This is a genomic window from Limnohabitans rimovensis (SeqCode) (assembly GCF_965234775.1).
Taxonomy (GTDB): Bacteria; Pseudomonadota; Gammaproteobacteria; order Burkholderiales; family Burkholderiaceae_C; genus Limnohabitans; species Limnohabitans rimovensis.
In genome coordinates this window covers 1081264-1106174 of record NZ_OZ248562.1, presented here as the reverse complement: position 1 = coordinate 1106174, position 24911 = coordinate 1081264, and the positions used below count along the sequence as shown (strand labels likewise).

29 protein-coding genes and 1 tRNA gene are annotated in these 24911 nt (G+C 58.0%); 13 read left to right on the top strand and 17 right to left on the bottom strand.

Annotated elements, in window-relative coordinates:
• Positions 1–87: 87 nt before the first annotated feature.
• The 3 genes from AC8GFZ_RS05285 to AC8GFZ_RS05275 form a co-directional block, all read right to left on the bottom strand.
• Positions 88–753 (bottom strand): DsbA family oxidoreductase, encoded by a 666-nt coding sequence (locus AC8GFZ_RS05285; protein WP_506643056.1) that lies wholly within the window; start codon positions 751–753, stop codon positions 88–90.
• Between the two features lie 65 nt (positions 754–818).
• On the bottom strand, positions 819–2543 hold the full coding sequence (locus tag AC8GFZ_RS05280) for an FAD-dependent oxidoreductase (protein WP_506643054.1): 1725 nt from the start codon (positions 2541–2543) through the stop codon (positions 819–821).
• Positions 2540–3175 (bottom strand): VOC family protein, encoded by a 636-nt coding sequence (locus tag AC8GFZ_RS05275; RefSeq protein WP_506643052.1) that lies wholly within the window; start codon positions 3173–3175, stop codon positions 2540–2542. Before AC8GFZ_RS05275 ends, AC8GFZ_RS05280 begins: the two co-directional genes overlap by 4 nt.
• Before the next feature lie 324 nt (positions 3176–3499).
• Between AC8GFZ_RS05275 and AC8GFZ_RS05270 the strand changes: the two genes are divergently transcribed.
• The 6 genes from AC8GFZ_RS05270 (at position 3500) to queF (ending at position 8533) form a co-directional block, all read left to right on the top strand.
• Positions 3500–3922, top strand: coding sequence for a rubrerythrin family protein (locus tag AC8GFZ_RS05270; protein WP_506643050.1), 423 nt, complete (start codon positions 3500–3502; stop codon positions 3920–3922).
• A gap of 118 nt (positions 3923–4040) precedes the next feature.
• Positions 4041–5390, top strand: coding sequence for a heterodisulfide reductase-related iron-sulfur binding cluster (locus tag AC8GFZ_RS05265; RefSeq protein WP_506643048.1), 1350 nt, complete (start codon positions 4041–4043; stop codon positions 5388–5390).
• Between the two features lie 34 nt (positions 5391–5424).
• The gene (locus AC8GFZ_RS05260) at positions 5425–6015 is read left to right on the top strand and encodes a DUF3501 family protein (RefSeq protein ID WP_506643046.1); all 591 of its coding nucleotides are present in this window, start codon (positions 5425–5427) and stop codon (positions 6013–6015) included.
• Between the two features lie 7 nt (positions 6016–6022).
• A complete protein-coding gene (yaaA, locus tag AC8GFZ_RS05255) occupies positions 6023–6799 on the top strand; it encodes a peroxide stress protein YaaA (protein ID WP_506643044.1) in 777 nt (258 codons plus the stop codon).
• The gene (locus AC8GFZ_RS05250; RefSeq protein ID WP_506643042.1) at positions 6796–7701 is read left to right on the top strand and encodes an alpha/beta fold hydrolase; all 906 of its coding nucleotides are present in this window, start codon (positions 6796–6798) and stop codon (positions 7699–7701) included. The genes yaaA and AC8GFZ_RS05250 overlap by 4 nt, the downstream gene beginning before the upstream one ends.
• On the top strand, positions 7688–8533 hold the full coding sequence (gene queF, locus AC8GFZ_RS05245) for an NADPH-dependent 7-cyano-7-deazaguanine reductase QueF (RefSeq protein ID WP_506643040.1): 846 nt from the start codon (positions 7688–7690) through the stop codon (positions 8531–8533). Before AC8GFZ_RS05250 ends, queF begins: the two co-directional genes overlap by 14 nt.
• A gap of 6 nt (positions 8534–8539) precedes the next feature.
• On the opposite strand, the gene AC8GFZ_RS05240 is transcribed toward queF, so the two are convergent.
• Genes AC8GFZ_RS05240 through AC8GFZ_RS05225 form a run of 4 tightly spaced genes read right to left on the bottom strand, consistent with a single transcriptional unit; the run spans position 8540 to position 12201 of the window.
• Complete coding sequence (locus AC8GFZ_RS05240; protein ID WP_506643038.1) at positions 8540–9376, bottom strand: enoyl-CoA hydratase-related protein; 837 nt, start codon at positions 9374–9376, stop codon at positions 8540–8542.
• Between the two features lie 39 nt (positions 9377–9415).
• Positions 9416–10714: a TRAP transporter large permease gene (locus tag AC8GFZ_RS05235; RefSeq protein ID WP_506643036.1), complete on the bottom strand. Its 1299-nt coding sequence runs from the start codon at positions 10712–10714 to the stop codon at positions 9416–9418.
• Complete coding sequence (locus AC8GFZ_RS05230) at positions 10711–11190, bottom strand: TRAP transporter small permease (RefSeq protein WP_506643034.1); 480 nt, start codon at positions 11188–11190, stop codon at positions 10711–10713. The genes AC8GFZ_RS05235 and AC8GFZ_RS05230 overlap by 4 nt, the downstream gene beginning before the upstream one ends.
• Positions 11191–11193: 3 nt before the next feature.
• Positions 11194–12201 carry a sialic acid TRAP transporter substrate-binding protein SiaP gene (locus AC8GFZ_RS05225; protein WP_506643032.1) on the bottom strand — a complete coding sequence of 336 codons (1008 nt, stop codon included), beginning with the start codon at positions 12199–12201 and terminating at the stop codon, positions 11194–11196.
• A gap of 133 nt (positions 12202–12334) precedes the next feature.
• On the opposite strand from AC8GFZ_RS05225, the gene AC8GFZ_RS05220 reads away from it, so the two are divergent.
• Together AC8GFZ_RS05220 and AC8GFZ_RS05215 are read left to right on the top strand one after the other, a co-directional pair.
• Positions 12335–12422, top strand: a tRNA-Ser gene (locus AC8GFZ_RS05220).
• A 31-nt stretch (positions 12423–12453) separates the two neighbouring features.
• Complete coding sequence (locus tag AC8GFZ_RS05215; protein ID WP_506643030.1) at positions 12454–13086, top strand: 2-hydroxychromene-2-carboxylate isomerase; 633 nt, start codon at positions 12454–12456, stop codon at positions 13084–13086.
• Positions 13087–13218: 132 nt separating this feature from the next.
• On the opposite strand, the gene AC8GFZ_RS05210 is transcribed toward AC8GFZ_RS05215, so the two are convergent.
• Entirely contained in the window at positions 13219–14115 is an 897-nt protein-coding gene (locus tag AC8GFZ_RS05210) for a hypothetical protein (protein WP_506643028.1), read from the bottom strand.
• Between the two features lie 285 nt (positions 14116–14400).
• Here AC8GFZ_RS05210 and AC8GFZ_RS05205 point away from each other — a divergent pair, with 285 nt between their 5' ends.
• The 4 genes from AC8GFZ_RS05205 to AC8GFZ_RS05190 all read left to right on the top strand — a co-directional run bounded on the left by AC8GFZ_RS05205 (position 14401) and on the right by AC8GFZ_RS05190 (position 17140).
• Complete coding sequence (locus tag AC8GFZ_RS05205; protein WP_506643026.1) at positions 14401–14994, top strand: SOUL family heme-binding protein; 594 nt, start codon at positions 14401–14403, stop codon at positions 14992–14994.
• Position 14995: 1 nt separating this feature from the next.
• Positions 14996–15967: a Bug family tripartite tricarboxylate transporter substrate binding protein gene (locus tag AC8GFZ_RS05200; RefSeq protein ID WP_506643024.1), complete on the top strand. Its 972-nt coding sequence runs from the start codon at positions 14996–14998 to the stop codon at positions 15965–15967.
• Between the two features lie 73 nt (positions 15968–16040).
• Positions 16041–16718 carry a BPL-N domain-containing protein gene (locus AC8GFZ_RS05195; RefSeq protein WP_506643022.1) on the top strand — a complete coding sequence of 226 codons (678 nt, stop codon included), beginning with the start codon at positions 16041–16043 and terminating at the stop codon, positions 16716–16718.
• A 38-nt stretch (positions 16719–16756) separates the two neighbouring features.
• On the top strand, positions 16757–17140 hold the full coding sequence (locus AC8GFZ_RS05190; protein WP_506643020.1) for a nuclear transport factor 2 family protein: 384 nt from the start codon (positions 16757–16759) through the stop codon (positions 17138–17140).
• Here AC8GFZ_RS05190 and AC8GFZ_RS05185 read toward each other — a convergent pair whose 3' ends face one another.
• On the bottom strand, positions 17141–17902 hold the full coding sequence (locus tag AC8GFZ_RS05185; RefSeq protein WP_506643018.1) for an SDR family oxidoreductase: 762 nt from the start codon (positions 17900–17902) through the stop codon (positions 17141–17143).
• 14 nt (positions 17903–17916) lie between these two features.
• Here AC8GFZ_RS05185 and AC8GFZ_RS05180 point away from each other — a divergent pair, with 14 nt between their 5' ends.
• Positions 17917–18426 carry a hypothetical protein gene (locus AC8GFZ_RS05180; protein WP_506643016.1) on the top strand — a complete coding sequence of 170 codons (510 nt, stop codon included), beginning with the start codon at positions 17917–17919 and terminating at the stop codon, positions 18424–18426.
• A 7-nt stretch (positions 18427–18433) separates the two neighbouring features.
• Here AC8GFZ_RS05180 and AC8GFZ_RS05175 read toward each other — a convergent pair whose 3' ends face one another.
• Genes AC8GFZ_RS05175 through AC8GFZ_RS05140 form a run of 8 tightly spaced genes read right to left on the bottom strand, consistent with a single transcriptional unit; the run spans position 18434 to position 24781 of the window.
• On the bottom strand, positions 18434–18706 hold the full coding sequence (locus tag AC8GFZ_RS05175; protein WP_506643014.1) for a hypothetical protein: 273 nt from the start codon (positions 18704–18706) through the stop codon (positions 18434–18436).
• A gap of 45 nt (positions 18707–18751) precedes the next feature.
• A complete protein-coding gene (locus tag AC8GFZ_RS05170; protein ID WP_506643012.1) occupies positions 18752–19813 on the bottom strand; it encodes an isocitrate/isopropylmalate dehydrogenase family protein in 1062 nt (353 codons plus the stop codon).
• A 6-nt stretch (positions 19814–19819) separates the two neighbouring features.
• Positions 19820–20824, bottom strand: a complete 1005-nt coding sequence (locus AC8GFZ_RS05165; protein ID WP_506643010.1) for a Bug family tripartite tricarboxylate transporter substrate binding protein — start codon at positions 20822–20824, stop codon at positions 19820–19822.
• 46 nt (positions 20825–20870) lie between these two features.
• Complete coding sequence (locus tag AC8GFZ_RS05160; RefSeq protein ID WP_506643008.1) at positions 20871–21461, bottom strand: carboxymuconolactone decarboxylase family protein; 591 nt, start codon at positions 21459–21461, stop codon at positions 20871–20873.
• Positions 21458–22075, bottom strand: a complete 618-nt coding sequence (locus tag AC8GFZ_RS05155) for a hypothetical protein (protein ID WP_506643006.1) — start codon at positions 22073–22075, stop codon at positions 21458–21460. Before AC8GFZ_RS05155 ends, AC8GFZ_RS05160 begins: the two co-directional genes overlap by 4 nt.
• Positions 22076–22077: 2 nt before the next feature.
• The gene (locus AC8GFZ_RS05150) at positions 22078–23046 is read right to left on the bottom strand and encodes a Bug family tripartite tricarboxylate transporter substrate binding protein (RefSeq protein WP_506643004.1); all 969 of its coding nucleotides are present in this window, start codon (positions 23044–23046) and stop codon (positions 22078–22080) included.
• 43 nt (positions 23047–23089) lie between these two features.
• Complete coding sequence (locus AC8GFZ_RS05145; RefSeq protein ID WP_506643002.1) at positions 23090–23899, bottom strand: SDR family NAD(P)-dependent oxidoreductase; 810 nt, start codon at positions 23897–23899, stop codon at positions 23090–23092.
• Positions 23900–23911: 12 nt separating this feature from the next.
• Positions 23912–24781 (bottom strand): amidohydrolase family protein, encoded by an 870-nt coding sequence (locus AC8GFZ_RS05140; RefSeq protein ID WP_506643000.1) that lies wholly within the window; start codon positions 24779–24781, stop codon positions 23912–23914.
• Positions 24782–24911: the final 130 nt, after the last annotated feature.

Genomic DNA, 24911 nt, shown 5'->3' with positions numbered 1-24911 from the left:
GGCTGGAGAGGTGCCCATTTTAGGGGCAGGCAAGCGCGTGGGGCTCACAGCGAATGGGGTCCAGACGGGACCCCATTGCCGGATGTGTCAGGCCGTGGCCTCTTGTTGGGCGATCTGGCGCAACGCTTGCTCAAATACATCGGTGGGTTGCCCCCCAGAAATCAGGTGTTTTTGATTGATGATGATGGCAGGCACCGAGCGAATGCCAGCTTGCATGTAGTACTGCTCGGCGTCTCTGACATCTTGTGCATAGGTGTCGCTGTCCAAAATGGCTTTGGCTTGCGCCACGTCCAAGCCCGCTTCTTGGACGGCGGCGAGCATCACCTCCTGCTGCTCGATGGCTTCAGCGCGGCCTTGGTACGACGCCAGAAAGGCTTTTTTCAAGGCGTGTTGAGCACCTGACTTTTCGCTGAGGCCCGCCCAGTGCAACAAGCGATGGGCATCAAAGGTGTTGTAGACCCGGCCGCGCCCGCCCGGGTGAAAATCAAAGCCGACTTCTTTCCCACGTTGGCCAATCATGTCGCGCATTTGCGCTTGCTTTTCGGGGGTGGAGCCGTACTTTTCGGTCAGGTGTTCGCCCAAGTCTTGGCCGCCTGGACCCATTTGTGGGTTGAGTTCGAAGGGTTGAAAGCGCAATTCAACCGACACCTCGCCCTCCAGGCGTTGCAGCGCTTGCTCCAAGGCACCCAAGCCCACCGCGCACCAAGGGCATGCAATGTCGGAGACGAAATCAATGGTCAGTGGGGTGGTCATGGCAGCTCCATCTTGGTTGCAAAAGGGGTGATCATCGTTGAAATTTGGCGCCGCATGGTCGGCCTTCAGTCGGCCATGGCCAATGCTTTGGCCACGGCCTGAATCCAGCGGCCATCCAGTGCCGTGCCCTTGGCCGCCAAATACGCATCGGGTCGCAACAAGGCCCATCGGGCCTGTCCGGCATGGCAAGCTTGGCGCAGGTGCATGTCCACATCCAGCACGTGCTCCACCGCTTGGGCGGTGTCCGCACCTGAAACCACTTGAACCGCTCGCAGCGGCGCATGGGGCGTGAGTTGCAACACCCTTTTCAAATCAGATGGAGTCAAATTTCCAAACAGCAGCAGCAACAAATGGCCATCGGACCAGCGCAGAAGGTCATTGAGGCAACAAGCCTCTCCCCCCGAGCCGCGCAATGCCACGTTTTGCACCGATATGCCGCCGTTGGGTGTGCACACCCGCGAGCGGTGGTAGGTGTTGGCCACCGCCATGCGACCTGTGTTGATCAAGGGCCTGGCAAAGGCTTGGCGCTTGGCCAGGGCAATGGCCGCGTTGCGAAACAGGCGCTCAGCGCCATCGGCAGGGCGCAAAAAACGTGCTGTGCGTTGCGTCACTTGCACATTGACCTGGGCCGCCTCCAGCCGTTCATCGTTGTAGCTGTGCAGCAATTGCGCTGGCGCACGGCCTTTGACCACGGCGGCCATTTTCCAGGCCAGGTTATGGGCATCGGCAATGCCGGTGTTGCCGCCCCTGGCCCCAAATGGGCTGACCACTTTGGCGGTGTCTCCGACAAAAAAGACACGACCAACACGCAAATGGTGCAAGCACTGGGATTTATAAGCATAGGGGCCGACCCACACGATGTCGCAGTCGATGTCGGCACCAAATTGGCGTTGCAATCGCTCACGCACCACGTCTTCGCGGCTGGCGTACGAAGGGTCGGTGTTGGGTGCCATTTGGTAATCGATGCGCCACACCTCATCGCCCATCAGGTGCTGCCACACGGCGCGGTTTTCGTTGAACGGGGCTTCAATCCAGGTGTGCCGCTCCAATGGTGGCGTGTGCTTGAAACGCACATCGGCAATGCACCAGCGGTCATCGCCCCGCTTGGCGTCCATGCTGGCTTGGCACCAGGCATGAAACGGCGTGTGCGAACCCGTGGCGTCGATCACGTGCTCGGCTTCGATGCGGTAGCGGCCGGCTGGCGTTTCCACCTCCAAGGTGGCGACTTCATCGTTTTGTGTAAACCCCAGCACGCGTGATTGCCAGCGCAAATCGATCCGGGGTTTGTCTCGGTTCAGGTCTTGGATGCGCTCGACCAAAAAGCCTTCGATATAAAACTGCTGGATGTTGATGAAGGGGGGTTGTTCACTCAAATTGAAATGGCTTTGCTGGCCCAGGTCAAAAGAAAACACCTCATCATGTCCCGCAAAAGTGCGCCCCACACGCCACTCAACGCCTTTGGCTTTGATGCGTTGGTAAATACCCAGTCTCTCGAAAATTTCCAAGGATTTTTGGGTATAGCAAATGCCTCTGGATGAGGCGCCTTTGACACCCACGGTGTTGTCCTCATCCAGCACCACTGCGGTCACACCGCTTTGGGCCAGGCTGCAGGCCAAGGTCAAACCGGTGATGCCTGCACCCACCACCACGACTTTGTGCCGAGCCAAAGTTTCAGATTGGAGTTCCGGTGGGGCCACAAAAGGGTATTCGGGCAGGGCGTAGCCGCTGCCTTGGGTGAACTCGTAACCGTTGGTGTGGGCCACAGGGGCCATGGTGCTGGGTTGCATCATGCGGGCGTGGGGTGATTGAACTCCGGGCGGTCGTTTTGCTGTGGTTTTAAAACCTTGGCTGTTCCGCCTTTGGCACGGTCTTGACGCCATTGGTTTTTAAGTGCATTCCATTCCTTCAAACGGTCGTGGGCGGTGGCGCTTTCTTGCAGCATTTGAAACTCATCGGCCAATTGAGCGGTCAACTCCAGTCGGATGCCGTTGGGGTCAAAGAAGTAAATGCTTTTGAAAATGTGATGGTCGGTCACCCCAATCACATCCACGCCATGGGCTTTGAGCCGGGCCATGGTGTCTTCCAATTCACGCACATGGTTGACCCGAAAGGCAATGTGATTGACCCATGCAGGTGTGTTGGCCGAGGGGGCTGCGGCTTGGTCGTCTCCCAGGTCAAAAAAAGCGATGAAGGAACCATCTTGCAAGCGAAAAAAAATGTGCGTGTATGGGCAGTACTCGCCCGTGCTGGGCACATGGTCACTTTGGATGATGTGGTAGAGCGGCAAACCCAAAATATCTTCATAAAAATGCCGCGTCTCTTCAGCGTCGCGTGCGCGGTAAGCGCTGTGGTGCAGTTGTTGAATGGGCACGGGCGCTGGCAAGTTGGCTGGCCCTGGGTGCATGGCATGGGCTGTGGTCATGTTGTCTCCTGATGGGTGTCGGGCGTGCGACCGACTGCTGTACATCCTAGTACAAGCAGCGTGTTGCACTTTTGGATGCCAGCGGTGTCATTGGCGCTGTTCCCGATGTGCAAGCTTACAGATCAGGGCGGCAGAATCAGCATACCCGATGAACTCTTTATAATTAATAATCAAAAATGTTAAGGATTTATAAGTTTCCAATAGCTATCGTTAATGGGGGGCATTGAAATAAGCCATTAGACGGGCGGGTTCCAATGCCTGTACCCTCTGCTTTCTTCGGCGCACATGGTGTCGAAGCTTTTCATCAACCCAAGGAGATTTCTCATGGCAGCACTCAAAGGCTCCAAAACGGAAGAAAACCTGAAAGCCGCCTTCGCAGGCGAGTCACAGGCCAACCGCCGTTACCTGTATTTCGCGAACAAGGCCGACATTGAAGGCCAAAACGATGTGGCAGCGCTGTTCCGTTCGACCGCCGAAGGCGAGACCGGTCACGCCCACGGTCACCTCGAGTGGCTGGAGCAGTGTGGCGACCCCGCCACCGGCTTGCCCATTGGCGCCACCCGTGACAACCTGAAAGCCGCAGTGGCTGGCGAAACCCATGAGTACACCGACATGTACCCTGGCATGGCCAAAACCGCGCGCGACGAAGGCCACGACGAAATCGCCGATTGGTTTGAAACCCTGGCCAAGGCTGAGCGTTCACACGCCAACCGCTACGCCAAGGCATTGGCTGAATTGGTCGATTGATCTTTTCTCAGCATTGAGGGTAGGGCGTTGGGCTCAAAAAGCCACAGCGCCCCTCTCTGAATCCTGACCTTTCTAGAGAAGCTTTCTTTCTCACCCCCATTTTTTTGAGGAATACACCATGGCCCGCGAAGGCAGCTTGGAAGCCCCCACACGCCACCCGCTCGATTGGCTCAATCCCGAGTTCTATAACGAAGAAGCCTGCCTCACAGAGATGGAGCGCATCTTCGACATTTGCCATGGCTGCCGCCGCTGCGTGAGCCTGTGCGGCTCGTTCCCCACCTTGTTCGATTTGGTCGATGAAAGCCCCACACTCGAGATGGATGGCGTGGACAAAAAAGACTATTGGAAAGTGGTCGACCAATGCTATTTGTGTGACCTGTGCTACCTGACCAAATGCCCTTATGTGCCGCCCCACGAGTGGAACCTCGACTTTCCCCACACCATGCTGCGGGCCAAGGCCATCAAGTTCCAAAAGGGTGAGGTCACCACCGGCGAAAAATTACTGGCCTCCACCGATGTGCATGGCCAGTTCGCAGGCATTCCCATCGTGGTGCAAGCGGTCAACGCCATCAACAAAACCAAAGCCGCACGTTCGGTGATGGAGTCGGCTTTGGGCGTTGACAAAGACGCTTGGTTGCCAGAGTTGGCGACCCAGAAATTCCGCAGCCAGGCACCCAAGGCCCAGGCCAGCAAAGTGGTGAATGGCGAAAAAACACCTGGCAAGGTGGTGATTTATGCCACTTGCTACGTGAATTACAACGAGCCCGGCATTGGCATGGACTTGCTCAAAATCCTGGACCACAACGACATCCCCTACGAGCTGGTGTCCAAAGAAAAATGCTGCGGCATGCCCAAACTCGAGTTGGGTGATTTGCAGTCGGTGGACGAGAACAAGAAAATCAACATCCCCATCCTTGCCCAATACGCCCGTGAGGGTTACGCCATTTTGAGCGCCGTGCCTTCTTGCACCTTGATGTTCAAGCAAGAGTTGCCGCTGATGTATCCCAACGATGCCGAGACGCAATTGGTCAAAGAACACATGTGGGACCCGTTCGAGTACCTCATGGCGCGCAAGCGCGATGGCTTGCTGAAAACCGAGTTCCCCGAGAGCCTGGGCAACATCAGCTACCAAATTCCTTGCCATGGTCGGGTGCAAAACATCGGCAAGAAGACCGAGGAAATGCTCAAGATGATTCCCGACACCACCATCAACACCATCGAGCGGTGTTCGGGACATGCGGGTACCTATGGCGTGAAAAAAGCCACCCATGCCTACGCCATGAAGATTGGCAAGCCGGTGGTCAAAGCCATGGCGACCATGAAGGACGGCAGCAAACCCGACTACATCAGCTCCGACTGCCCGCTGGGCGGCCACCACATCGCTCAAGGCTTTGAGGTCAGTGGCCAAGCCGTGCCCGAACTCCAACACCCCCTCAGCCTCGTGGCCAAAGCCTACGGACTGAAGTAATTGGGGTCAGATTCCAATTATTTGAAAGCAAGTCATGCAAATCACTGGACACATCACCGCAGACAACCTGATGAGCCTGGAGGCTTACAGCAAATTCCGCAAGACCCACAAGGCCGAGGTACTGGCGCACCGCAAAATGCGCTCGGTGCATTTGGGCGACCACATCACCTTGCAGTTTGAAAGCGAAACCACGATTCGCTACCAAATCCAAGAGATGCTGCGGATTGAAAAAATCTTCGAAGAAGAAGGTATCCAGCAAGAAATCGACGCCTATGCGCCCTTGGTGCCCGAGGGCAGCAACTGGAAGGCCACCATGCTCATCGAGTACCCCGATGTCAATGAGCGCAAGCGCGAATTGGCGCGGCTCATTGGGGTGGAAGACCGGATGTTCATCGAGGTGGAAGGCCATGCCCGTGTGTACGCCATTGCCGATGAAGACCTGGACCGCGAAAACGACGAAAAAACCTCAGCAGTGCATTTCGTGCGCTTTGAGTTTGACCCTGCTGCCAAGGCCGCCATCAAGGCCGGTGCCGCGGTGAAATTGGGTTGCGACCACACCAACTATCCGGCGCATACGCAGATCGAGGAAGACGCGTTGGCATCCTTGGCTGGGGATTTGAAATAATCGCAGGATGTTATTCCTGCTCTCCCCCGCCAAATCCCTGGACTACGAGTCCGCCTTACCGCCTGTCAAGGCCAGCGAACCGCAGTTTGTCTCGCAGTCCACTGAACTGATTTCAACGCTCAAAAAGAAGAGCCCTAAGCAAATCGCTGAGCTGATGGACTTGAGCGAGGCCTTGGCCCAACTCAATGTCGACCGTTACAAAGCTTGGTCGCCAACATTCACCGAGGCCAACGCCCGCCCTGCGGTGTTGGCCTTCAATGGCGATGTGTATGAAGGCCTGGATGCCAAAAGCTTGAAGCCCAAAGAGCTGCAATGGGCGCAAGACCATGTGGCCATCTTGAGTGGTTTGTACGGCGTGCTGCGACCCCTCGACCTGATGCAACCCTATCGCCTAGAGATGGGCACGGCGCTCAAGCACGGCAAGGCGAACAATCTGTACCAGTTTTGGGGTGCGCAAATTGCAGCGCATTTGAACCAGCAACTTTCAGCCAGCAAAGACCCTGTCATCGTCAACTTGGCTTCGCAAGAGTATTTCAAAGCGGTGGACCGCAAGGTCTTGCAAGCGCGGGTGATTGACTGCGTGTTCCAAGACTTCAAAAACGGCCAATACAAAATCATCAGTTTTTTTGCCAAACGTGCGCGGGGTTTGATGGCGCGTTACGCCATTCAGCACCAAGTCAAAACGCCTGATGCTTTGCAAGGTTTTAACTTGGAAGGCTATGGGTTTGCACCTGACGCATCCAACGAAGATACCTTGGTGTTTCGCCGCAACACATTGGCTTGAGCCGGGGCCGCTGGACCATGCGCATTGCCGCCAACCGCATCGAAATCGAGCTCGAAGACAGCGGTGAAACAGACCGCCCGGTGGTCTTGCTCATCATGGGCATGGGCATGCAGTTGATTTCATGGCCGCCGGGCTTGGTGCGGGCTTTGCGCCATGCGGGTTTTCGGATCATTCGCTTTGACAACCGCGACGCCGGTTTATCCACCCGTTTTGCCCATGCCGGCGTGCCCAATTTGTTGTGGCAGGGGTTTCGCAGCCATTTCGGCTTTCCCTCAGAGCCTGCCTACAGTGTGCAAGACATGGCCTTGGATGCCCTGGGCCTGCTGGATGCCTTGCACATCAACCGCGCCCATGTGGTGGGCATGAGCATGGGCGGCATGATTGCCCAGCGTTTGGCCTTGCAAGCGCCCGAACGGGTGGCCAGCTTGTGCAGCATCATGAGCAGCAGCGGCGCACCCGATTTGCCCATGCCCGATGCCAAAGTGATGCAACTGTTGCTGGGCAAGCCTGCCCGGCCGGGCTTGGAGGGCGCTGTGGACCACACCCTTAAATTTTTGAGCACCGTGTCCAGCCCCGCTTACCCTCCCGACGCTGGCCTGCTCAAAACGCTGATCACGGCCAGTGTGGAGCGCAGTTACCGCCCCGATGGCATCGCTCGCCAAATGCATGCGGTGATGACCGATACCGAGCGGGCAAACCAATTGCACCGCATCACCGCGCCCACGCTGGTGATCCACGGCAAGGCCGATCCCTTGGTGCCCTATGCGTGCGGTGAAGACACGGCGCGGCGCATCCCCGGTGCGCGCATGATCGGTGTGGACGGCATGGGCCACGACCTGCCGCCACCCGTGGTCCAATCCATCACCGACGCGCTGATTCCTTTTTTGCATGAACATCCCTGAACATTCGCAGTTGGGTAAAGCGTCCACTTATGTGGACCAGTACACGCCCAGCTTGCTCTACCCCTTGCCCCGTGCCACCCAACGCCAAACCATTGGGGTGGGCGAAAAGCCTGTGTTTGTGGGCGCCGATTTATGGACCGCTTATGAACTGAGCTGGCTCAATTTGCGCGGCAAGCCCCAAATTGCCATGGCGCGCTTGGTGGTGCCGTGTGAGAGCACGCATTTGGTGGAGAGCAAGTCGCTCAAGCTCTACCTCAACAGCTTCAACAACACCCGCTTTGCCGATGCGGCCTCCGTGCGCGAGCGCTTGGAGCGCGACTTGTCTGCCTCGGTTTGGAATGGCGGCGCCGTTCGTGCCAGCGTGGGCGTGGTTTTGGTTCTGCCGGAACAGTTTGACAAAGAGCCCATTCAAGAATTGGATGGCCTGAGCCTGGACCGCTTGGACATCGATTGCGACCGCTACCAACCCGCCCCAGACTTGCTGCGTTGTGCCGACCATGAAAACCCCGTCACCGAAACCTTGACCAGCAACTTGCTCAAAAGCAATTGCCTGGTGACCGGTCAGCCCGATTGGGGCAGTGTGCGCATCAGCTACAGCGGGCCGCAAATAGAGCAAGGTGGTTTGTTGCAATACCTGGTGAGCTTTCGCAACCACAATGAATTTCATGAGCATTGCGTGGAGCGCATCTTCATGGACCTTTGGACCCACTGCAAACCCTCTCGGTTGAGTGTGTATGCCCGCTACACCCGCCGTGGTGGGGTGGACATCAACCCTTGGCGCAGCAGCCACCCGGGGGTGTTGCCGCCTTCAGTTCGCACAGCGCGCCAGTGACCGACCTCAATCTTTGAACGATTGCAGCGCTGCCAAGGCGGGGAAATTGCCCGAGCGTTTGCTCTGAAAAGCGGCAATGGCCTCTTGCACATGGGCATTGCTCCAAATGCCACTTTGCAGCCAACCCATTTGTTGCAGTGCATCGGTGGTGCTGTGGTCGCGTGCATAGTGCAGGGCTTGCTTGGTTCCCCAAATGGCAATCGGTGGCTTGCTGGCAATCTCTTGGGCGGCCAGCATGGCCGCTGCCAGCGTGGTGGCTTGATCGGCGCAAATTTCATTCACCAAGCCATGCTGCAAGGCCTTGTCGGCGTTCATGCGCCGGCCGGTGTAGGCCAACTCTTTGACCACCGCCATGGGCATGAGCTTGGGCAAACGCTGCAAAGTGCCCACGTCGGCCACCATGCCAATGTTGATTTCTTGGATGCAAAAAAACGTGTCCGCACTGGCGTAGCGCAAACAGGCGGCTGTGACCATATCGACCGCACCCCCAATGCAGCCGCCGTGCAAAGCCACGATGACCGGAATGCGCAGATTTTCCAAACGGGTGAAGGTGGCTTGCAAGCCGGCCAATAAATCGGCAATCGCGGCGCGGCCTTCAGGGCTTTGGTCATCCATGGTGACCGAGCTGCCAAACACGTCCAGCGACATGCCTGCGCTAAAGTGTTTGCCGGTGCTGCTGATCACCAACACACGGGCTTGGTTGCCTTGGTGCAAATCCTGCAACACATCGTCCAGTTCGCGCCAAAAAACCAAATCCAAGGTGTTGAGCGCTTGGGGCCGGTTGAGCACCAAGTGGGCTACGTGGTCTTGGATGTTGAGGTCAAAGCAAGTCAAGGGCTTCATCGGATGCTCCAAAAATCAGGCACAGATAGGGCGGTGTGTTCAAGCTGTGGTGTAGCCCATGGCATGGGGCAACCACAAAACCATTTGTGGAAACAAGGTGATGCACAGCAACAGGCCCAGCAGCATCACCAAAAACAGCCAACCCTCGCGCACCATCTCGCCAATCGGGATGCCGGTCAGGGCCTTGGTCACAAACAAGAGCATGCCAAAGGGCGGGTGGATCAGGCCAATCATCATGTTGAGCACCACCAGCACCCCAAAGTGCACCAAATCCACGCCCAACAATTTGGCCGCTGGCAGCAGCATCGGCACAAACACCAGCAGCAGCACCGACACATCCAAAAAGCAGCCCAGAACCAAAAACAAGACATTGACCATCAACAAAAACTGCAAGCGGCTCAAATGCAAACCATCGACCCATTGCGCCATGGCTTGGGGCACGCCTTCGGCGGTGAAGGCGTAGTTGAGCATGAAGGAGCCGGCCAAGATGATGGTGATCACCGCGCTGGCGCGGGCGGACTCCAGCACAACGCCCCAAAAGCTTCTCCAGCTCAATGCCTTGAACACCCAGGCTGACAGCACCAGCGCATGCAGGGCTGCCACCGCCGCAGCTTCTGTGGGTGTGAAAGCACCCGAGTAAATGCCCCCGAGCAACACGATCGGCATGGACAAGGGCAGAGCGCCGCGCGCGATGATGGTGGGCCACATGGCCCGGGGCACAGGGGCTTCACGCGGCATGTTGCGCCGGGTGGCGATGAAGTGCACCACCGCCATCATCAACAGCGTCATGCACAAACCCGGCAGCAGGCCACCCAAAAACAAGGCCCCCACCGAAGCGCCCGACACCAAGGCATAAATCACCATGGGGATCGACGGCGGAATGATGGGCCCCAAGGTCGCGCTGGCCACCACCACGGCCCCGGCAAAGCCACGCGGGTAACCGGGCTTGGCCAGCATTTGGCGGATGGTCACCAAGCCGGGGCCTGCGGCATCGGCGATGGCACTGCCACTCATGCCTGAAAACACCACGCTGACCAAAATGTCCACTTGGGCCAAACCACCGCGCATGCGGCCCACCAAGACCCGGCAAAAGTCAAAAATGCGCTCGCTCACCGTGCCCGCATTCATCAAGTTGGCGGCAAAAACAAACATCGGCACGGCCAGCAACACATAACTGTTGTAGAGCCCATTGCTCACCTGTTCGGCCACCAATCCCAGGTCTTGCCCTTTGACCCACAAATAGGCCACGCCCGACATCAGCATGGAAAACCCAATCGGCATGCGCAGCAGCATGCCCACGATCACCACGCCCGCCATGGCCATCAGGGCGGTGCTCATGGTGTGGGCGCGCTTTCATCCAAGCCCTGGCCACGCAAAGCCTGGGCAATGGCCCACAGGCTGCGCAGCGCCAAGGCCAGCAACAACAACACAAACGGAAAAAACACCCATTGAAATGACCAACCCAACACCGGCGTGCCCTCGCGGCGCATGAAGTGCACATAGTCCCAGCTGGCGGGCAAGGCCAGTAAAGCCAAGCCACCGATCATGCTGTGGCCCAGCACCCGCATGGCTTGGCGCGTGCGCCGACCGGCATGGTTCCACACCAGGTCAAACACCACATGCTCGCGCTCGGGCACCATGAAGGCGCAGGCCCACAAAATGGCCCACAGGTACAGCACCACTGCCAATTCATCCGTCCAAGGCAGGGGCTTGGCAAACAAAAATCGGGCCGTGATTTGGACGATGAACACCCCAAACAGCGCCAAAAAAACAGCGCCCCCCAGGTGCTGGGCGGCGCGTGCCAGGACTTTCATGCGTCAGCGGGTGTTGTTGATGCGTTCCAGCATGCCTTTGGTCCACACCTTGGCGTAGTCGCTCTTGGCATAGGCGTCTTGCACCGATTTGCGAAAGGCCTCCACATCGGGTGTGCTCACTTGCAGGCCTTGTTGCTTGAAGAAGTCGATGATTTGCGCTTCTTCTTTGATGCGGTTGTCATTGTTAAAGGTGGCTGCCGCTTGGGCAGCGGCCTTGACCGCTTGCTTTTGGGCCGCTGTCATGCCGTTCCAGGTTTTGCTGGCAATGGCAATGAACAAGCTGTCCACCAAATGGTTGGTCAACACCAGTTGTTTTGTCACCTCGTAAAACTTGGCAGCGCGCACAGTCGGCAAGGGGTTGTCTTGGCCATCGATGGTGCCGGTTTTCAGGCCCATGTACACCTCACCAAAAGCCAGCGGGGTGGCGGTGGCACCCAAGGTCTCACCCAAAAACAACCACTCTTTCGAGCCCGGCATGCGCAGCTTGATGCCCTTGAGGTCGGCGGGTGTGCGCACATTGCGCGCTTCGCGCAGGTTCACTTGCCGAGTGCCCAGGTATGCCGTGGACAGCACGGTGATCTCCATCTTGTCGGCCACCGCTTTGAACAACTCGTCACCAATCGGCCCGTTGAAAACCTTTTGCTGGTGCTGTGGGTCGCGCACGATGTAGCCAGCGGTGAAGATCGAAAACTCAGGCACCAGTTTGGCCATGTCAAACGCCGACACCGTGGTCAGCTCCAGGTTGCCACGCGCCATGGCAGCCGGTTCGGCCCCTTGTTTGAACAAAGAGGCATTGAGGTGAATTTGCACATCAAACTGGTTGGGTGCCGCTTTGTCCAGCGACTCTTTGAACACCGTCCACATCTTGGCGTGCCAGTCATCGGGCACCGCTGGGGTGGAAATGCGCAGCGGAATTTTGGTTTGCGCCATCAAGGGCGAAAGGCTGGCGCACAAGGCCAAGCCAAGCAGCATCGGGGTCACGCATCGGCGTGTCAGGTTCAAGGGTGTCATGCGGTCTCCATGGAGTTGGTGGCAATCGGCGCAGGTGTTGGCCACTGCTGCCGACCCCGGATGTTAAGCGCAGCGCCACCCCCGGCCCGAAGCAGCCCGCAGCCCCCTTACAATGCGCGCTCATTGACCCATAGGAAGCGTGGCAGAGTGGTCGATTGCACCGGTCTTGAAAACCGGCAACGGGCAACCGTTCGTGAGTTCGAATCTCACCGCTTCCGCCAACAGTTAGGCACCTCTCCCGACTGGGTCCCCATGAAAACCATCACCTTCTACCTGGACTTCATTTCGCCCTACGCTTATTTGGCGTTTGAGGCTTTGCCGCGCAACCTGAAAGCGTTGCCGCACCGCGTGGTGTACAAGCCCGTGTTGTTTGCCGCGATGCTGAAACACCATGGGCAGCTGGGCCCGGCGGAGATTGCGGGCAAGCGCGAGTGGACGTATCGCCAGGTGTTGTGGCAAGCCCAACAGCTTGGCGTGCCCTTGGATTTGCCCCACGCCCACCCGTTCAACCCCTTGTCTTTGTTGCGCCTGGCACTGGCTTGCAGCCATGCGGGTGAAACCCCTCATGCGGTGGTCGAAACCGTTTTCCACCATGTGTGGCGCGGCGGTGGGGTGGCAGACGACGCGGCGCGTGGGCAGGCCTTGGCAGCGCATTTGGCCCCGCCCATGGGGCCCGACGCGCCCGAGGTCAAGCAGCAACTCAAGGCCAACACCGACGAGGCGATTGCGCGTGGCGTGTTTGGTGTGCCCAGCCTGTGTGTGGACGACAAGGTCTTTTGGGGCTTGGACGCCTTGCCCATGTTGCAGGCCTATTTGGCCGGCGACCCTTGGTTTGACCAAGCCTGGGATGCCGCCGCCGCCATGGCGCCAGGCGTGCGGCGTTGAGGGGAGCTGGCCGGGGACGGGTCAGCCGTCAAATGCAGCAAAAGTCCAGCATGGTGGGGATTTGGTCGTTCATCAACACCACTTTTTTGCTTTGGATGCGCCATTGCCCCTGTGTGCAAACCTAAGGGTCAATCACATGCGGTATTCAGCACCCACGGTATTGATTTGGTAATTGTTGTAGTTGTACCCGTCCCCCACCGACTTGACCAAGCCCATGTGGATGTTCCAGCGGGGGTGAACCATCATGCCGCTGCTCACGCTGGTGATGCGCCGCTCTGAGGTTTTGTCTTCACCCATGTCTCGCTTGTAATTCAGGCCAACGTAAAGGGTGTTCAGCGGGTAATACTTGAAGCCCAACTCTTGTTGAAAGTTGGTTTGATTGAGGCTGCTGCTGTAGTCGCTTTTGCTGATCGCACCGTCCAACACCAAGGAGCTGCTGCTGGACAGCAGCACGACACCGTGAAAAGCCAGGGACGTGCTGGTCAAGGCCTCGTAGTAGCTGCCGGTGTAGCTGAAGTTGGTGTTGGTGGTGGTTTTGCTGCTGGCCCGCACCAAGCTCACAGTGGCACTGGGCCCGACAAAATAGCCCAAGCTGACCCGCTGAGCCTCGGTGTTTTGGCCCACCAAGCGCATCGGCGCAAATGTGTAAAAGGTACCGGAGCTGACTTGGCTCTCGAACTCGATCTCACTGACCACCGGGCCGCTGTAAATTTTGGTGCCGAATTTCCCCTGGTCTTGACGCGCGTTGACGACATCTTTTTGCTGGATGCTGGCGGGGGTGTGGCTGACATAGATGTGGCTGGCTTTTTGCAGCCAGGCCTGCTCGCCAAAAGGTTGGCCCAGACCCATTTTGACCGGCGTGAAATGGTGGGTGGCGCTCATCACCAGGCCATTCACAGACAGGTTGTCGCTGCGCTCGGTGTGAATGCGATTGACCGCCGCAGCGCCCCAGGCGGTCTCGTAGCTCGCCACCTGCGCTTGTGCGGCCAAGGCCAAGGAGGCCAGGCCCCAGGCAGCATTTTTCTTCATGTGACATCCTTGAGTGGCTGTGGTGGATGAGGGTGGACGGAGCCATGCAAAAGGCGGTTATCCCCGGTGTACAGCGCTGGTGGTTGGTTTTTGTAGGTCATTTGGGTAAATGATTGGCCTTTGTAAGTATCGGCCCCAACCAAGGTGTCTTGAGGCCCTTAGGCAATGCCAGTGGGACAGGCTTCATGGCAATGCCTGCCATGGACAGTCCCATGGGGCACCGACACTCTTTAGAATGAAGCGCAACCACCCCTTCACAGATATTTTGAGAAAGCACCCCCACCCATGTCCCCCAAAGCCCTGTTGTGGTTTGCCTTTTTGTTCTTGGGTTTGATTGGCCCCAGCATGGCACAAAGCGTCAATGAACCGCCCTACAGCTTGGTGAAAAACGAGCCACCTTTTGAAGTGCGCGATTACGGTGTACTGACGGTGGCAGAAACCGTCATCGAGGGCGACTTTGATGTCGCTGGCAGCCTAGGGTTTCGCCGGGTAGCTGGCTACATTTTTGGGAAAAATCAAAACGCCAAGGGCGAGAGCGAAAAAATCGCCATGACCGCACCCGTGACCATGGAAGCGCAAAACCAGCAATGGCGAATGCATTTCGTCATGCCCCAGGGCATGGCCTTGAGCAGCTTGCCCAAGCCTGTCGATGCCAGCGTGCAATTGCGTGAGCTGCCTGCACAACGCATGGCCGCAGTGCGCTTCAGTGGGTTGACCACGGCCGCCAGCATTGAGCGCCAGACCCAATTGCTCAAAGACTGGCTGGCACGCAACAACTTGGAATTTGAAGACCGTCCTCAATTGGCGCGCTACAACGACCCGTTCACCCTGCCTTGGAATCGACGCAATGAAATTTTGATCCCCTTGAAAGGAATGTGACATGTGGACAGCCAAACGCGTTTTCATTTCCACGGCCTTGGCTTTGCTTGCGGGATTGGCCGGAGCGCAGCCCTTCCCGAACAAACCGGTGAAATTCATAGTTCCCTTTCCCCCTGGGGGTGGCGCCGAGTCCACCGCACGTTTGGTGGCGCAAAAGTTGTCCGATCGCTTGGGACAGGCCGTGGTGGTGGAGACCAAGCCGGGCGCGGGAGGCAACATTGGCACCGAGTTTGTGGCCCGATCCCCCAAAGATGGTTACACGATGTTGCTGGCCACCAGCGGCATGTCAATCCAACCGCACTTGGCGCGTTTGGGGTGGGACCCGATCAAAGACTTTGCCCCGATTGGTTTGATCGCGTCTTATGCCCTGGTGATCGCGGCGCACCCCTCTGTGAGTGCGAATAATTTGCAAGACTTGGTCAGCCAAGCCAAGGCCAACCCCAGCAAAATCAGCTATGGCTCATCGGGCAGTGGCGGTCCATTGCACATGGGTGCAGAGCTGTTCAGCCACCAAGCAGGCATCAAGCTGTTGCACGTGCCTTACAAGGGCAATGCACCCATGACCTTGGCCATTTTGGGTGGTGAGATCAACCTGGTCTTTGACAGCTTGGTCGGCCCCTTGCCCAATATCCGTGCGGGCAAGCTCAAGGCCTTGGCTTGGACAGGCAAAAAACGCAACCCCAATTTGCCCGATGTGCCCACCGTCTCTGAGCTCAAGGGGCTCAATATGCCGCAGTTTGAATATGAATCTTGGAACGGCGTGGTGGTGGCCGCCGGCACCCCGCCAGAGGTGGTGCAAAAGCTCAGCCAGGAGCTGGCACAGGTGATGGCCATGCCCGAAGTCAAAGAGCGCCTGACCAACATGGGCTATGAACCGAGAACTGAAATGCGCGAAGATTTTGGTGCGGTGATCGCCCATGACTTCAAGCGCTTTGGTCAAGTGATTCGCGAGGCGGGTATCAAGTTGGATTGATCTCTATTTCCGGGGTTGCCACTGGCCAGCCCGCCGTTTTTTAATTTGCAAATAAAACGTGTATTCCAAGCAAATGACAAAAACCATCGCCGTTTTCCTGCACCAACCCACGTGCTCGACCGATTCTGTCAATGGGGTGATGGCCGCTTTGTCGCCCATGGCCCGCATCAAGCTGTTCACCAAGCACAAAGTGCTGAATGGTTTTTTTGACGATGTGGATGCGGTGGTGTTCCCGGGTGGTGATGGGGAAGCCACGGCGTTTCGCCATGTGCTCAAGCCCAACTTGACAGAGATTCGGGCCTTCATGCAGCGCGGTGGCAAGTACCTGGGCATTTGCATGGGCGCTTATTGGGCAGACGCCTATTACTTTGACTTTCTCAAGGGCACCCGTGCGGTGCAATACATCAAACGACCCCAGGCAGATATCCGTGCGTCTTATGGCACCACGGCGCCAGTGCTGTGGCACGATCGGCCTGAGCGCATGTATTTTTTCGATGGTCCGACCTTTGTCGGGGGGCGTTTTGAAACCATTGCCACGTATGCCAACGGCGACCCCATGGCCATCGTGCAAGACAACCTGGGTTTGGTGGGTTGCCATTTGGAGAGTCAAGCCCATTGGTACACCAAAAAGGTGATGCAAAGCCAATGGCACGAAAATGCACACCACCCCTTGCTGTGGCAGTTTGTGGCTGAACATTTGTTGCAGCGACGCCAAATGCCATTGTTTGAAGTCGGCGACAGACGAGGGTGACCACCACTGTCACAATGCACTTTTACCCAGGAGAAAAAATGAGCGACAAAGACACCATTGCCCACATTGAAGCCTTGGACGCCAAGCGTGCCGAATGCATATTGGCCCGCGATTTTGCAGGCCTAGAGCCCATGATCGCAGAAGATTTGCGCTACGTGCACTCCAGCGCTGTGTTGGAGAACAAGCAGCAATACCTGGCCAAATTGACCAGTGGCCATTACACCTACCGCGCCCTGACGACCTTGCAACGCGAAATGCGCGTGATCGGGGATGTGGTGCTGGTCAACGGGGACGCGCGCATTGAGGTCGAGGTCAGCGGCACAGCCAAAGTGGTGATGAGCCGCTACTTGCAGGTCTGGGTCAAGCGCAGTGCCGGTTGGCAGATGGCCTCTTGGCAATCGACGCCCATTCCACAGGCTTGATCAAACGCAGCGAGCCCCATCGACCTCGATGCACACGCCGCTGATGAATGCGGCTTCGTCACTGGCCAAGTACAAGGCTGCATTGGCCACATCTGCGGCGGTTGAAAACCGCCCCAGTGGAATGGTGCTCAAAAACTTTTGACGCCGGGCTTCGTCGACAGGGCCGCCTGCAAACTCTGCCGACAATCCCGTGTCGGGGTTGAACACCGGGTTGATGCAATTGACGCGGATGTTGTCGGGGCCGAGTTCGGCGGCCAGCGATTTGCTGGTGGTGATGACCGCCCCTTTGGAGCCGTTGTACCAAGTCAGGCCTGGGCGCGGGCGCACCCCTGCGGTGGACGCGATGTTGATGAACCATCCCCCGCCTTGCTGGCGAAAAACCGGCACAGCATGGATGGTGGAGAGGTAAATGCTTTTGACATTGATGGCAAAGACCTGATCAAACTCTGCCTCAGACACCTCTAGCGCCGGGCGATTGCGGTGCGTCCAGCCGGCATTGTTGACCACGCCATTCAAGCCTTGGCCGTGGGACTTGGCAAAGTCCACCATGCGCGCCCAATCAGCACTGCGGGTGACGTCTCCTGCACAAGCCCAAGCTTGGCCGCCACTGGCTTTGATGTCTTGGCAAACGCGATCGGCCCGCTGAGGGTCTATGTCGTTGACGGTGACCACAGCACCTTGCTCGGCCATGCGCTTGGCAATGCCTTCACCAATGCCGTTGCCAGCGCCTGTGACCAAAATGGATTGACCCTTGACTCTCATGCGGCACCCCTTCAGTGAAAGCTGCTGTGTTTTTGCAGCGAAGGCGCAAATCTTCTCACAAGGCGGTGAGACTGATGGCTGGGGTTTGCCTGCCCCTGATCAGCGCCGTTTCAGTTCTTGGACTTGTTGCTGTTGAAAGACCAAATCAAACTGAACTGCTTGTTTTTGACATAGGACAAGCAATCAAAACGGGTGCTGCTGGAGGAGATTTTTTCGCAGGTGTAAGAGTTGGGCTGAATGCGCGCCATGCAAAAAAGGCGTTGGTCTTTGGAGGAGATGTCTTCGCAAAATCGGGGGTTGTTTTGCTCAGCGGCTTCACACATCAACCGCAGGTCTTTGGTGGGTTTTTTATCGCAGTTTTGAGCCCATGCCGAGTTCAACGTCAAGGCCGAAGCCAAAAACACCCAACGCCAATTTGTGATCACTTTTCCGCCCATCTGAAAATCAAGACGGAATTTATTTTATGCCCGAACAAGGCGATGGCAGATATTTTTTTTGACTCAACTTGCGTGGAAATAGCATGAAAAAGATTTAGATGTCGCGTGACGATTTGAAGTCGGGTGGCGGGCGAAACTGTTCGGCCACCGCCCCTTTGATTTTTTGCACCAGCAATCCAGTGGTTTCTTGGCGCAAGGTGACCAGTCGCAGGCGAATGTAGGCCGCTTGCGCTTTTTGGGGGTCGCCTTCTGCTTCGACCAGGGCCTGAGCCCACAAGCCATCGCGGCGAATGCCTTGTTGCATCTCACGCATCACCATGGCGTGCAAAAGTTCTTCAGAGGGTGCACTGGACATAGATGCTTTCAAGTGGGGAATGGGTTGGGGTGCAGAAAAAAGGGGAAGAGGGTGCCGTCAAGTGGCTTGCAAGCGGCGTTTCAGGGCTTGGCCGGTTTCACGGGTACCCAAGCGGCCGCCAATATCGCGGGTGCATTCACCTGCGGCCACGCAGTCGCTGACGGCTTTTTCCATGGCCTGGGATGCGGCCCAAAAATGGGGTTGGTTGTGGCGCGAAGCATGCCAAGCCAACAGCATGGCGGCAGACAAGACTTGGGAAAAGGGGTTGGCAATGTTTTGCCCGGCAATGTCAGGCGCAGAGCCATGGGCGGCCTGACCCATGGCATGGTGGGCACCCGCGTTCAAGGAGCCACCCAAGCCCAAACTGCCCGACAACTCGGCAGTGAGGTCAGACAAGATGTCGCCAAACATATTGGTGGTGACGATGACGTCAAATTTTTCCGGTGCGCGCACCACATGCGCCATCATGGCGTCCACAATGAAGTCATCCACCGCCACATCGGGAAAGTCTTTGCCCACATCGGCACAGGTTTGCAAGAACAAGCCATCCGTGATGCGCAGCACATTGGCTTTGTGCACCAAGGTGAGCCGCTTTTGGCGCAAACGGGCCAATTCAAATGCGCTTCGGGCGATGCGCTCGCAGCACACACGGGTGATGCGGCGCATCGAGATGGCCACATCGTCTGTGACCAAAATTTCGCTATGCCCCAAAGCCATGTTGCGGTCGGCATAAAACCCCTCGGTGTTCTCGCGCACCACCACCAGGTCAAAAGGACCGGTCAGGGTTTTGATGCCGGCATAGGTTTTGGCCGGTCGAATGTTGGCGTAGAGGTCGAGGTTTTTGCGAAAAAACTTGGACGGGTTGATCTCGCCCTTGGACTCGTCTTTGAAGTCGTAAGTGGCCATGGGACCCAGCAACAGGCCATCGGCAGCCTTGACTTTGTCCAGCAAAGCCTGCGTGACCGTGGCGCCGTGTTGGCGCAAGCTGTCATGGCCTGCGATGTCGTGGCTGAGTTGCAAGTCCAGTCCAAACTGGGCATTGACGGTGTCCAGCAATTCGACACTGACCTGCATGGTCTCGGGGCCAATGCCGTCGCCGGGGATGATGACGATTTTCATGTCCATTCACTCGGCTTTGAGGTTGGCGTCCTTGACCAGTTTTTCAAACTTGACCGCCTCGCTGCGCACATATTCTGCAAACTCAGCCGGCGTGTTGCGCGGCACGTTCAAGTTATCGGTTTCAAACCGTGTGCGGATATCTGGGCTGGACATGATGGCATTGACCTCTTTGTTCAGGCTTTGCACCACGGCCGCCGGTGTGTCGGCAGGCGCAAACAAACCGCCCCACAGGGAATAGCTAAAGCCAGGGATGGCCACTTCAGCCACCGTGGGCACTTGGGGCAAGGAGTTCATGCGCTGGGGTGTGGTCACGGCCAGGGCTTTGAGTTTGCCGCCTTTGATCTGCGGCAAAGCCGCCGATGCGCTGCTGAAAAACAGTTGGATGCGGTTGCCCATCAAGTCGGCCATCAGCGGGCCCACGCCTTTGTAGGGCACATGCACCATGTTGAGCTTGGCACCCACCGACAAGGCCACCGCGGCCAAATGGCCCGGGGTGCCCGCACCCACCGAGGCATAACTGAATTCGCCCGGTTTGGCACGGGCTTGTTGCAGCATTTCATTCAGGGAGTTGTAGGGTGCATCCACAGGGGCCAACAACACCAGTGGCGCATTGCCAATCAGCACCACGGGAATCATGTCTTTGAGGGGGTCGTAGCCCAGGTCTTTCATCATCACCCGGTTGACAACGATCTCGCCGGTTTGGCCCAAAAACAAGGTGTGGCCATCGTTGCGGGCCTTGACGGCCAAACGCGTGCCCACGGTGCCAGAGACGCCAGGCTTGTTGTCCACCAAAACGGTTTGTTTGTACACCGCGGTCAACCGCTCGCTGACCAAGCGGGCAAAGGTGTCTCCTTGGCCACCAGGCGCATACGCCACGATGATGCTCACGGGTTTGGTGGGGTAGTCACCCTCAGCAGCCGCAGCGCTGCCCGAGGCCCACATCAGTCCAGTGCACATCGCAGACAAGAGGCTGTGGCGCAAGGCCTGGTTCAAATTCAACAGGGTGTTCATGATCAACTTTCTGAAATAAATGATGGTCTGTCGGCAGTCGAAACGCTCAAGCCAATAGGCGCTGGCGGATGTTCTCCGGGCTGAGGACTTCCAAAGGGGGTTGCCCTTGGTTGGGAATGCCAACTTGGGTGGCATTGAGCAGCATCGACACCATGGTGTAAGTGCCCGACAACACAATCAAGTCGATGACCTGTTGCTCGCCCAAGAGTTGCATGGCTTTTTGCCACAAGGCATCGTTGACCTGGTGGTTCAGGGTGAGTTGGATGCAAAAGTCATAAACCAGTGCTTGGGTTTCGTCCATGCTTTGGGGGCGCTGGCATCGGCGCAAATCGTCGGCGATGTGCTGGGGCAAGCCAGCGCGAATCGCAATGGGCTCATGCGCCCACCACTCGTACTGCGCATTGGCCACCCGGGCCTGAATCAGGATGGCGAACTCATTGAGGGCTTTGGGCACCGAGGTTTTGAAGCGCAAGTAGTCCAGCAGGTCAAAGCAGCGCCGCGCCATTTCAGGGCTGCGCATCAAGGCGTTGTAGGGCCCGCCCAGCCCGGCGCTGGAGATTTTCAAAATATCGTCGGCCAAGGGGCGAACCTCGGGGGGCAGTTCTTCGTAGCTACGCAGGGCAAATCGTTCGGTCATGGTGCGGCTCCAAGCAAAGTGTGAATGGATTGAAAAAAAGTGCGGCGGGTGTTGGTGAAGTGAGGGCGGCAGCGGCTGCTCCAATCGCTGGCGCGCACAGCCAGCCAGTCGGGTGAGCCCATCACCTCTGGCGCAGTCAAGTCATAGCCCGCAAAAGAGCGCGGGCCGTGGTCTTGGTTGATGTAACGCTGGGCGCGCACACAACCATTGACCATCGCCAAGCCGGGCATGTGCTCTTGGGCATACCACTGTGAAATTTCTTCCTCCCAGCCAGGTGCAGGATCGGTTTGCACGGTGTAGTGGGTGCTGATCTTGGCTTCGGGGCTGGCGCTGGGGCAGTCGAGCACCAATTGCAAACGCGAGGCCTGCGCTGCCACCCCGGCCCATTGCGATAGGCTGGCTTCCCATGCGGCGCTTTGGTCTGCGCCCATCATGGGCGTTTGTTCAAAGTGGACATACACATGGGTCAAGCCTTGCGCGTCTTCATCTTGAGGGGTACAGGTCACGCGCAATTGATGGGGCACGGGTGTCAAGGCAGCATACGCCCAGCTGGCCCAATCGCGCGCGCCCAAATCGGCCGGTACGCGCAACAACAAACAGTCGGTCAAGACCATGCTCAGTCGGCCTTGATTTTTTTGTCGCGGATGACCCGGGTCCATTTGGTCAAGTCGGCCTTGACCAGGTTACTCAGCTCCAACGGGCTGTTGCCGGCAGGCTCGGCACCCGAGGCCACAATTTTGGCGCGCACGGCTTCTGTGGCCAAAGTGCGGCGCAGGGCTTGGTTGATGCGATCAATATCGGCGCTGGGTGTGCCTTTGTGGGCAAACAAGGCGTACCAGTTGTCGGAGTCTACACCTGGCACACCGGTTTCTTGGAATGTTTTGACGTCGGGAAACAAGGGGTGGCGGCGCGTGGATGCCAATGCCACAGGCTTGAGCTTGCCACTTTTGATGTGCCCGATCAGGCCGGGGATGTCACCAAAAAAACCGTCCACATGGCCGGCCATGACATCGGTGATGGCTGGTGCGGCGCCTTTGTAGGGCACGTGCACCAAGTCGGTTTTGGTGGCATCGGCCAACAGTTCCATGGCCAAGTGGGGCACGCTGCCGGTGCCTGAGGAGGCCATGGTCACGCGCTTTTGTTTGGCCACAGCAATGAACTCTTGCGGGTTGTTGGCCGGGTGGTTGGGGTGCACCACCAGCATCTCGACGTTGTTGACCACCAGCGATACCGCTGCCAGGTCGCGCACCGGGTCGTAGGGCAAGTTGGGGTACAGACCTGGGTTGATGGAGATGGCGCCCACGCTGGACAGCCACAGCATTTGACCGTCCGCGGGTGCTTTGAGCAAAGCCTCAGCCGCAATGGCGCCATTGGCGCCGGCTCGGTTTTCCACCACCACGGTTTGGCCCAACTCCTTGCCCAGTTGTTCGCTGATGGTGCGGGCGATGAAGTCCACTGGACCGCCGGGCGGGAAGGCCACGAGCAGTCGCGTGACCTTGGTTTGTGCCCAGGCGGCGGTGCCCAGACTGAACCAAGCCAACAGGGCAAAGGTGGTCCATCGCTTGAAGCGGGTGCTGATGATCATCATGGTCTCCGAAGTGGTTGTGTCAAAGGGGATGGGGTCAGGGTCAGTCACAGCGCACCGACATGCCGCCGTCAACGACGATTTCAGTGCCGGTGATAAAGCGGGCCTCGTCGCTGGCCAAAAACAAAACGGCGCGGGCTGTGTCGCGGCCATCGCCCATGAAGGGCAGGGGGATGCGGGCCTGGCGTGCTTGCAACAAAGATTGCACATCGCCGCCCGCGCGCTGACCAGCCAATCGGGTTTCCACCATGGGGGTGTGCAACTGCCCAGGCACGACGGTGTTGACCCGAATGCCTTGTTTGGCATATTGCACGGCCACGACTTTGCCCAACTGGATCACGCCCGCCTTGGTGGCGGCATAGGCCACTTGGGCCGCGCCGGTCCAGCGCATGCCAGACGTGGAGGCGATGTTGACAATCGCCCCCGCACCTTGGGCCGCCATGATGGGCAGCACATGTTTGCAGCCCAAAAAAACGCTTTTGAGGTTGTGGTCGATTTGCGCGTCCCACACGGCCTCGCTCATCTCCACGGGCCCCCCAGCAGCCGAGCCGCCGACGTTGTTGACCAGCACATCGATGCGACCCCAACGGGCCATGGCGTGGTCAATGCAGGCCTTGATGGCTTCTGACAGAGTGACATCGCAGGCCATGGCCTCGATGCTGCCCCCACTGGTTACAGCGGCCTTTTGCGCCAAGGCTAAGGTTTCGTCCATGCGGGCCAGTTCGCGGTCCAAGGCCAGCACATGGGCCCCTTCTTCGACCATTTGCACCGCAATGGCGCGGCCATTGCCCCAGCCAGGACCGACCGAGCCCGCGCCGCTGACCACCACCACTTTGTTGGTAAAACGAGCCATCAAAAAACCTTTTCAGTGGTTGGCAAAACGGTACAAGGCCTGGGGGTTGTCCACCAGCACCCGCTGGCGCAGTTCTGCATCGGGGGCCATTTGCCAAATGGCATTGACCAAAGCGCCATCATCGGGCACGTGGGTGTGGTTGGGGTGGGGCCAGTCGGTGCCCCACACGCATTGGGTGGGAAAGCGCTCGACCAAGCTGCGCGTCAACAACAAGCCGGCGATGTAGGGCGGGCTGGGGTCGATGCGATCGATGCCACTGACCTTGACGTGCATGCCGGGCTGGCCGAGCAGCTCGCACAAGGCCACAAAGTCGGCGTGTTGGGGACCCAGTTGGGCGTCCACACGGCCCATGTGGTCAATGACCACCGGTACAGCGCTTTGCACGAGCACCGGTGCCAAGCTGTGCACCATGGCCGATGGAAAGTGCACTTGCAGGTGCATTTGCAAGGGGACCAAGCGCTGGGTCAGGGCCAACAAGGCCTGGGTGTCCACCGCGCCACCCAGATGCGGCATGAAGTTGAACCGCACCGCGCGAAAGCCCACGCCCGCCAGCCGCTGCAACTCGCTGTCGCTCACATCCAAGGGGACCAAAGCCACGCCCAGGTAGCGCCCTTGGCCGGCTGCAATCGCGTCTTCCACCACCCGGTTGTCCATGCCATGGACCGCAGATTGAACGATCACGCAGCGGCCAATGCCCAAGTGCCGGTGCAGATCGAACAAACGCTCTTTGGGCGCGTCCACCGGAGTGAAGTTGCGGCTGCTGGCATAGGCAAAACGATCGGCTGGGCCAAACACATGCACATGGCTGTCGCAAACCAAGGGCGGCAGTTGCTTGTCCGGATGAGAAGGGTTGGGGTTGTAGGTCAGGATGGGGGTGGTCATGGCGCCTCGCAGGTGAGCGACATTGTGCCGTTTCTGGCGCCAGGACTGACACGGGTTTGAGCGACATCACTTCAGGTGTCCGCGTTGACCCCAGATCTTCATCTGCCGCCCCAGTGTGGAAGTCTTGGCG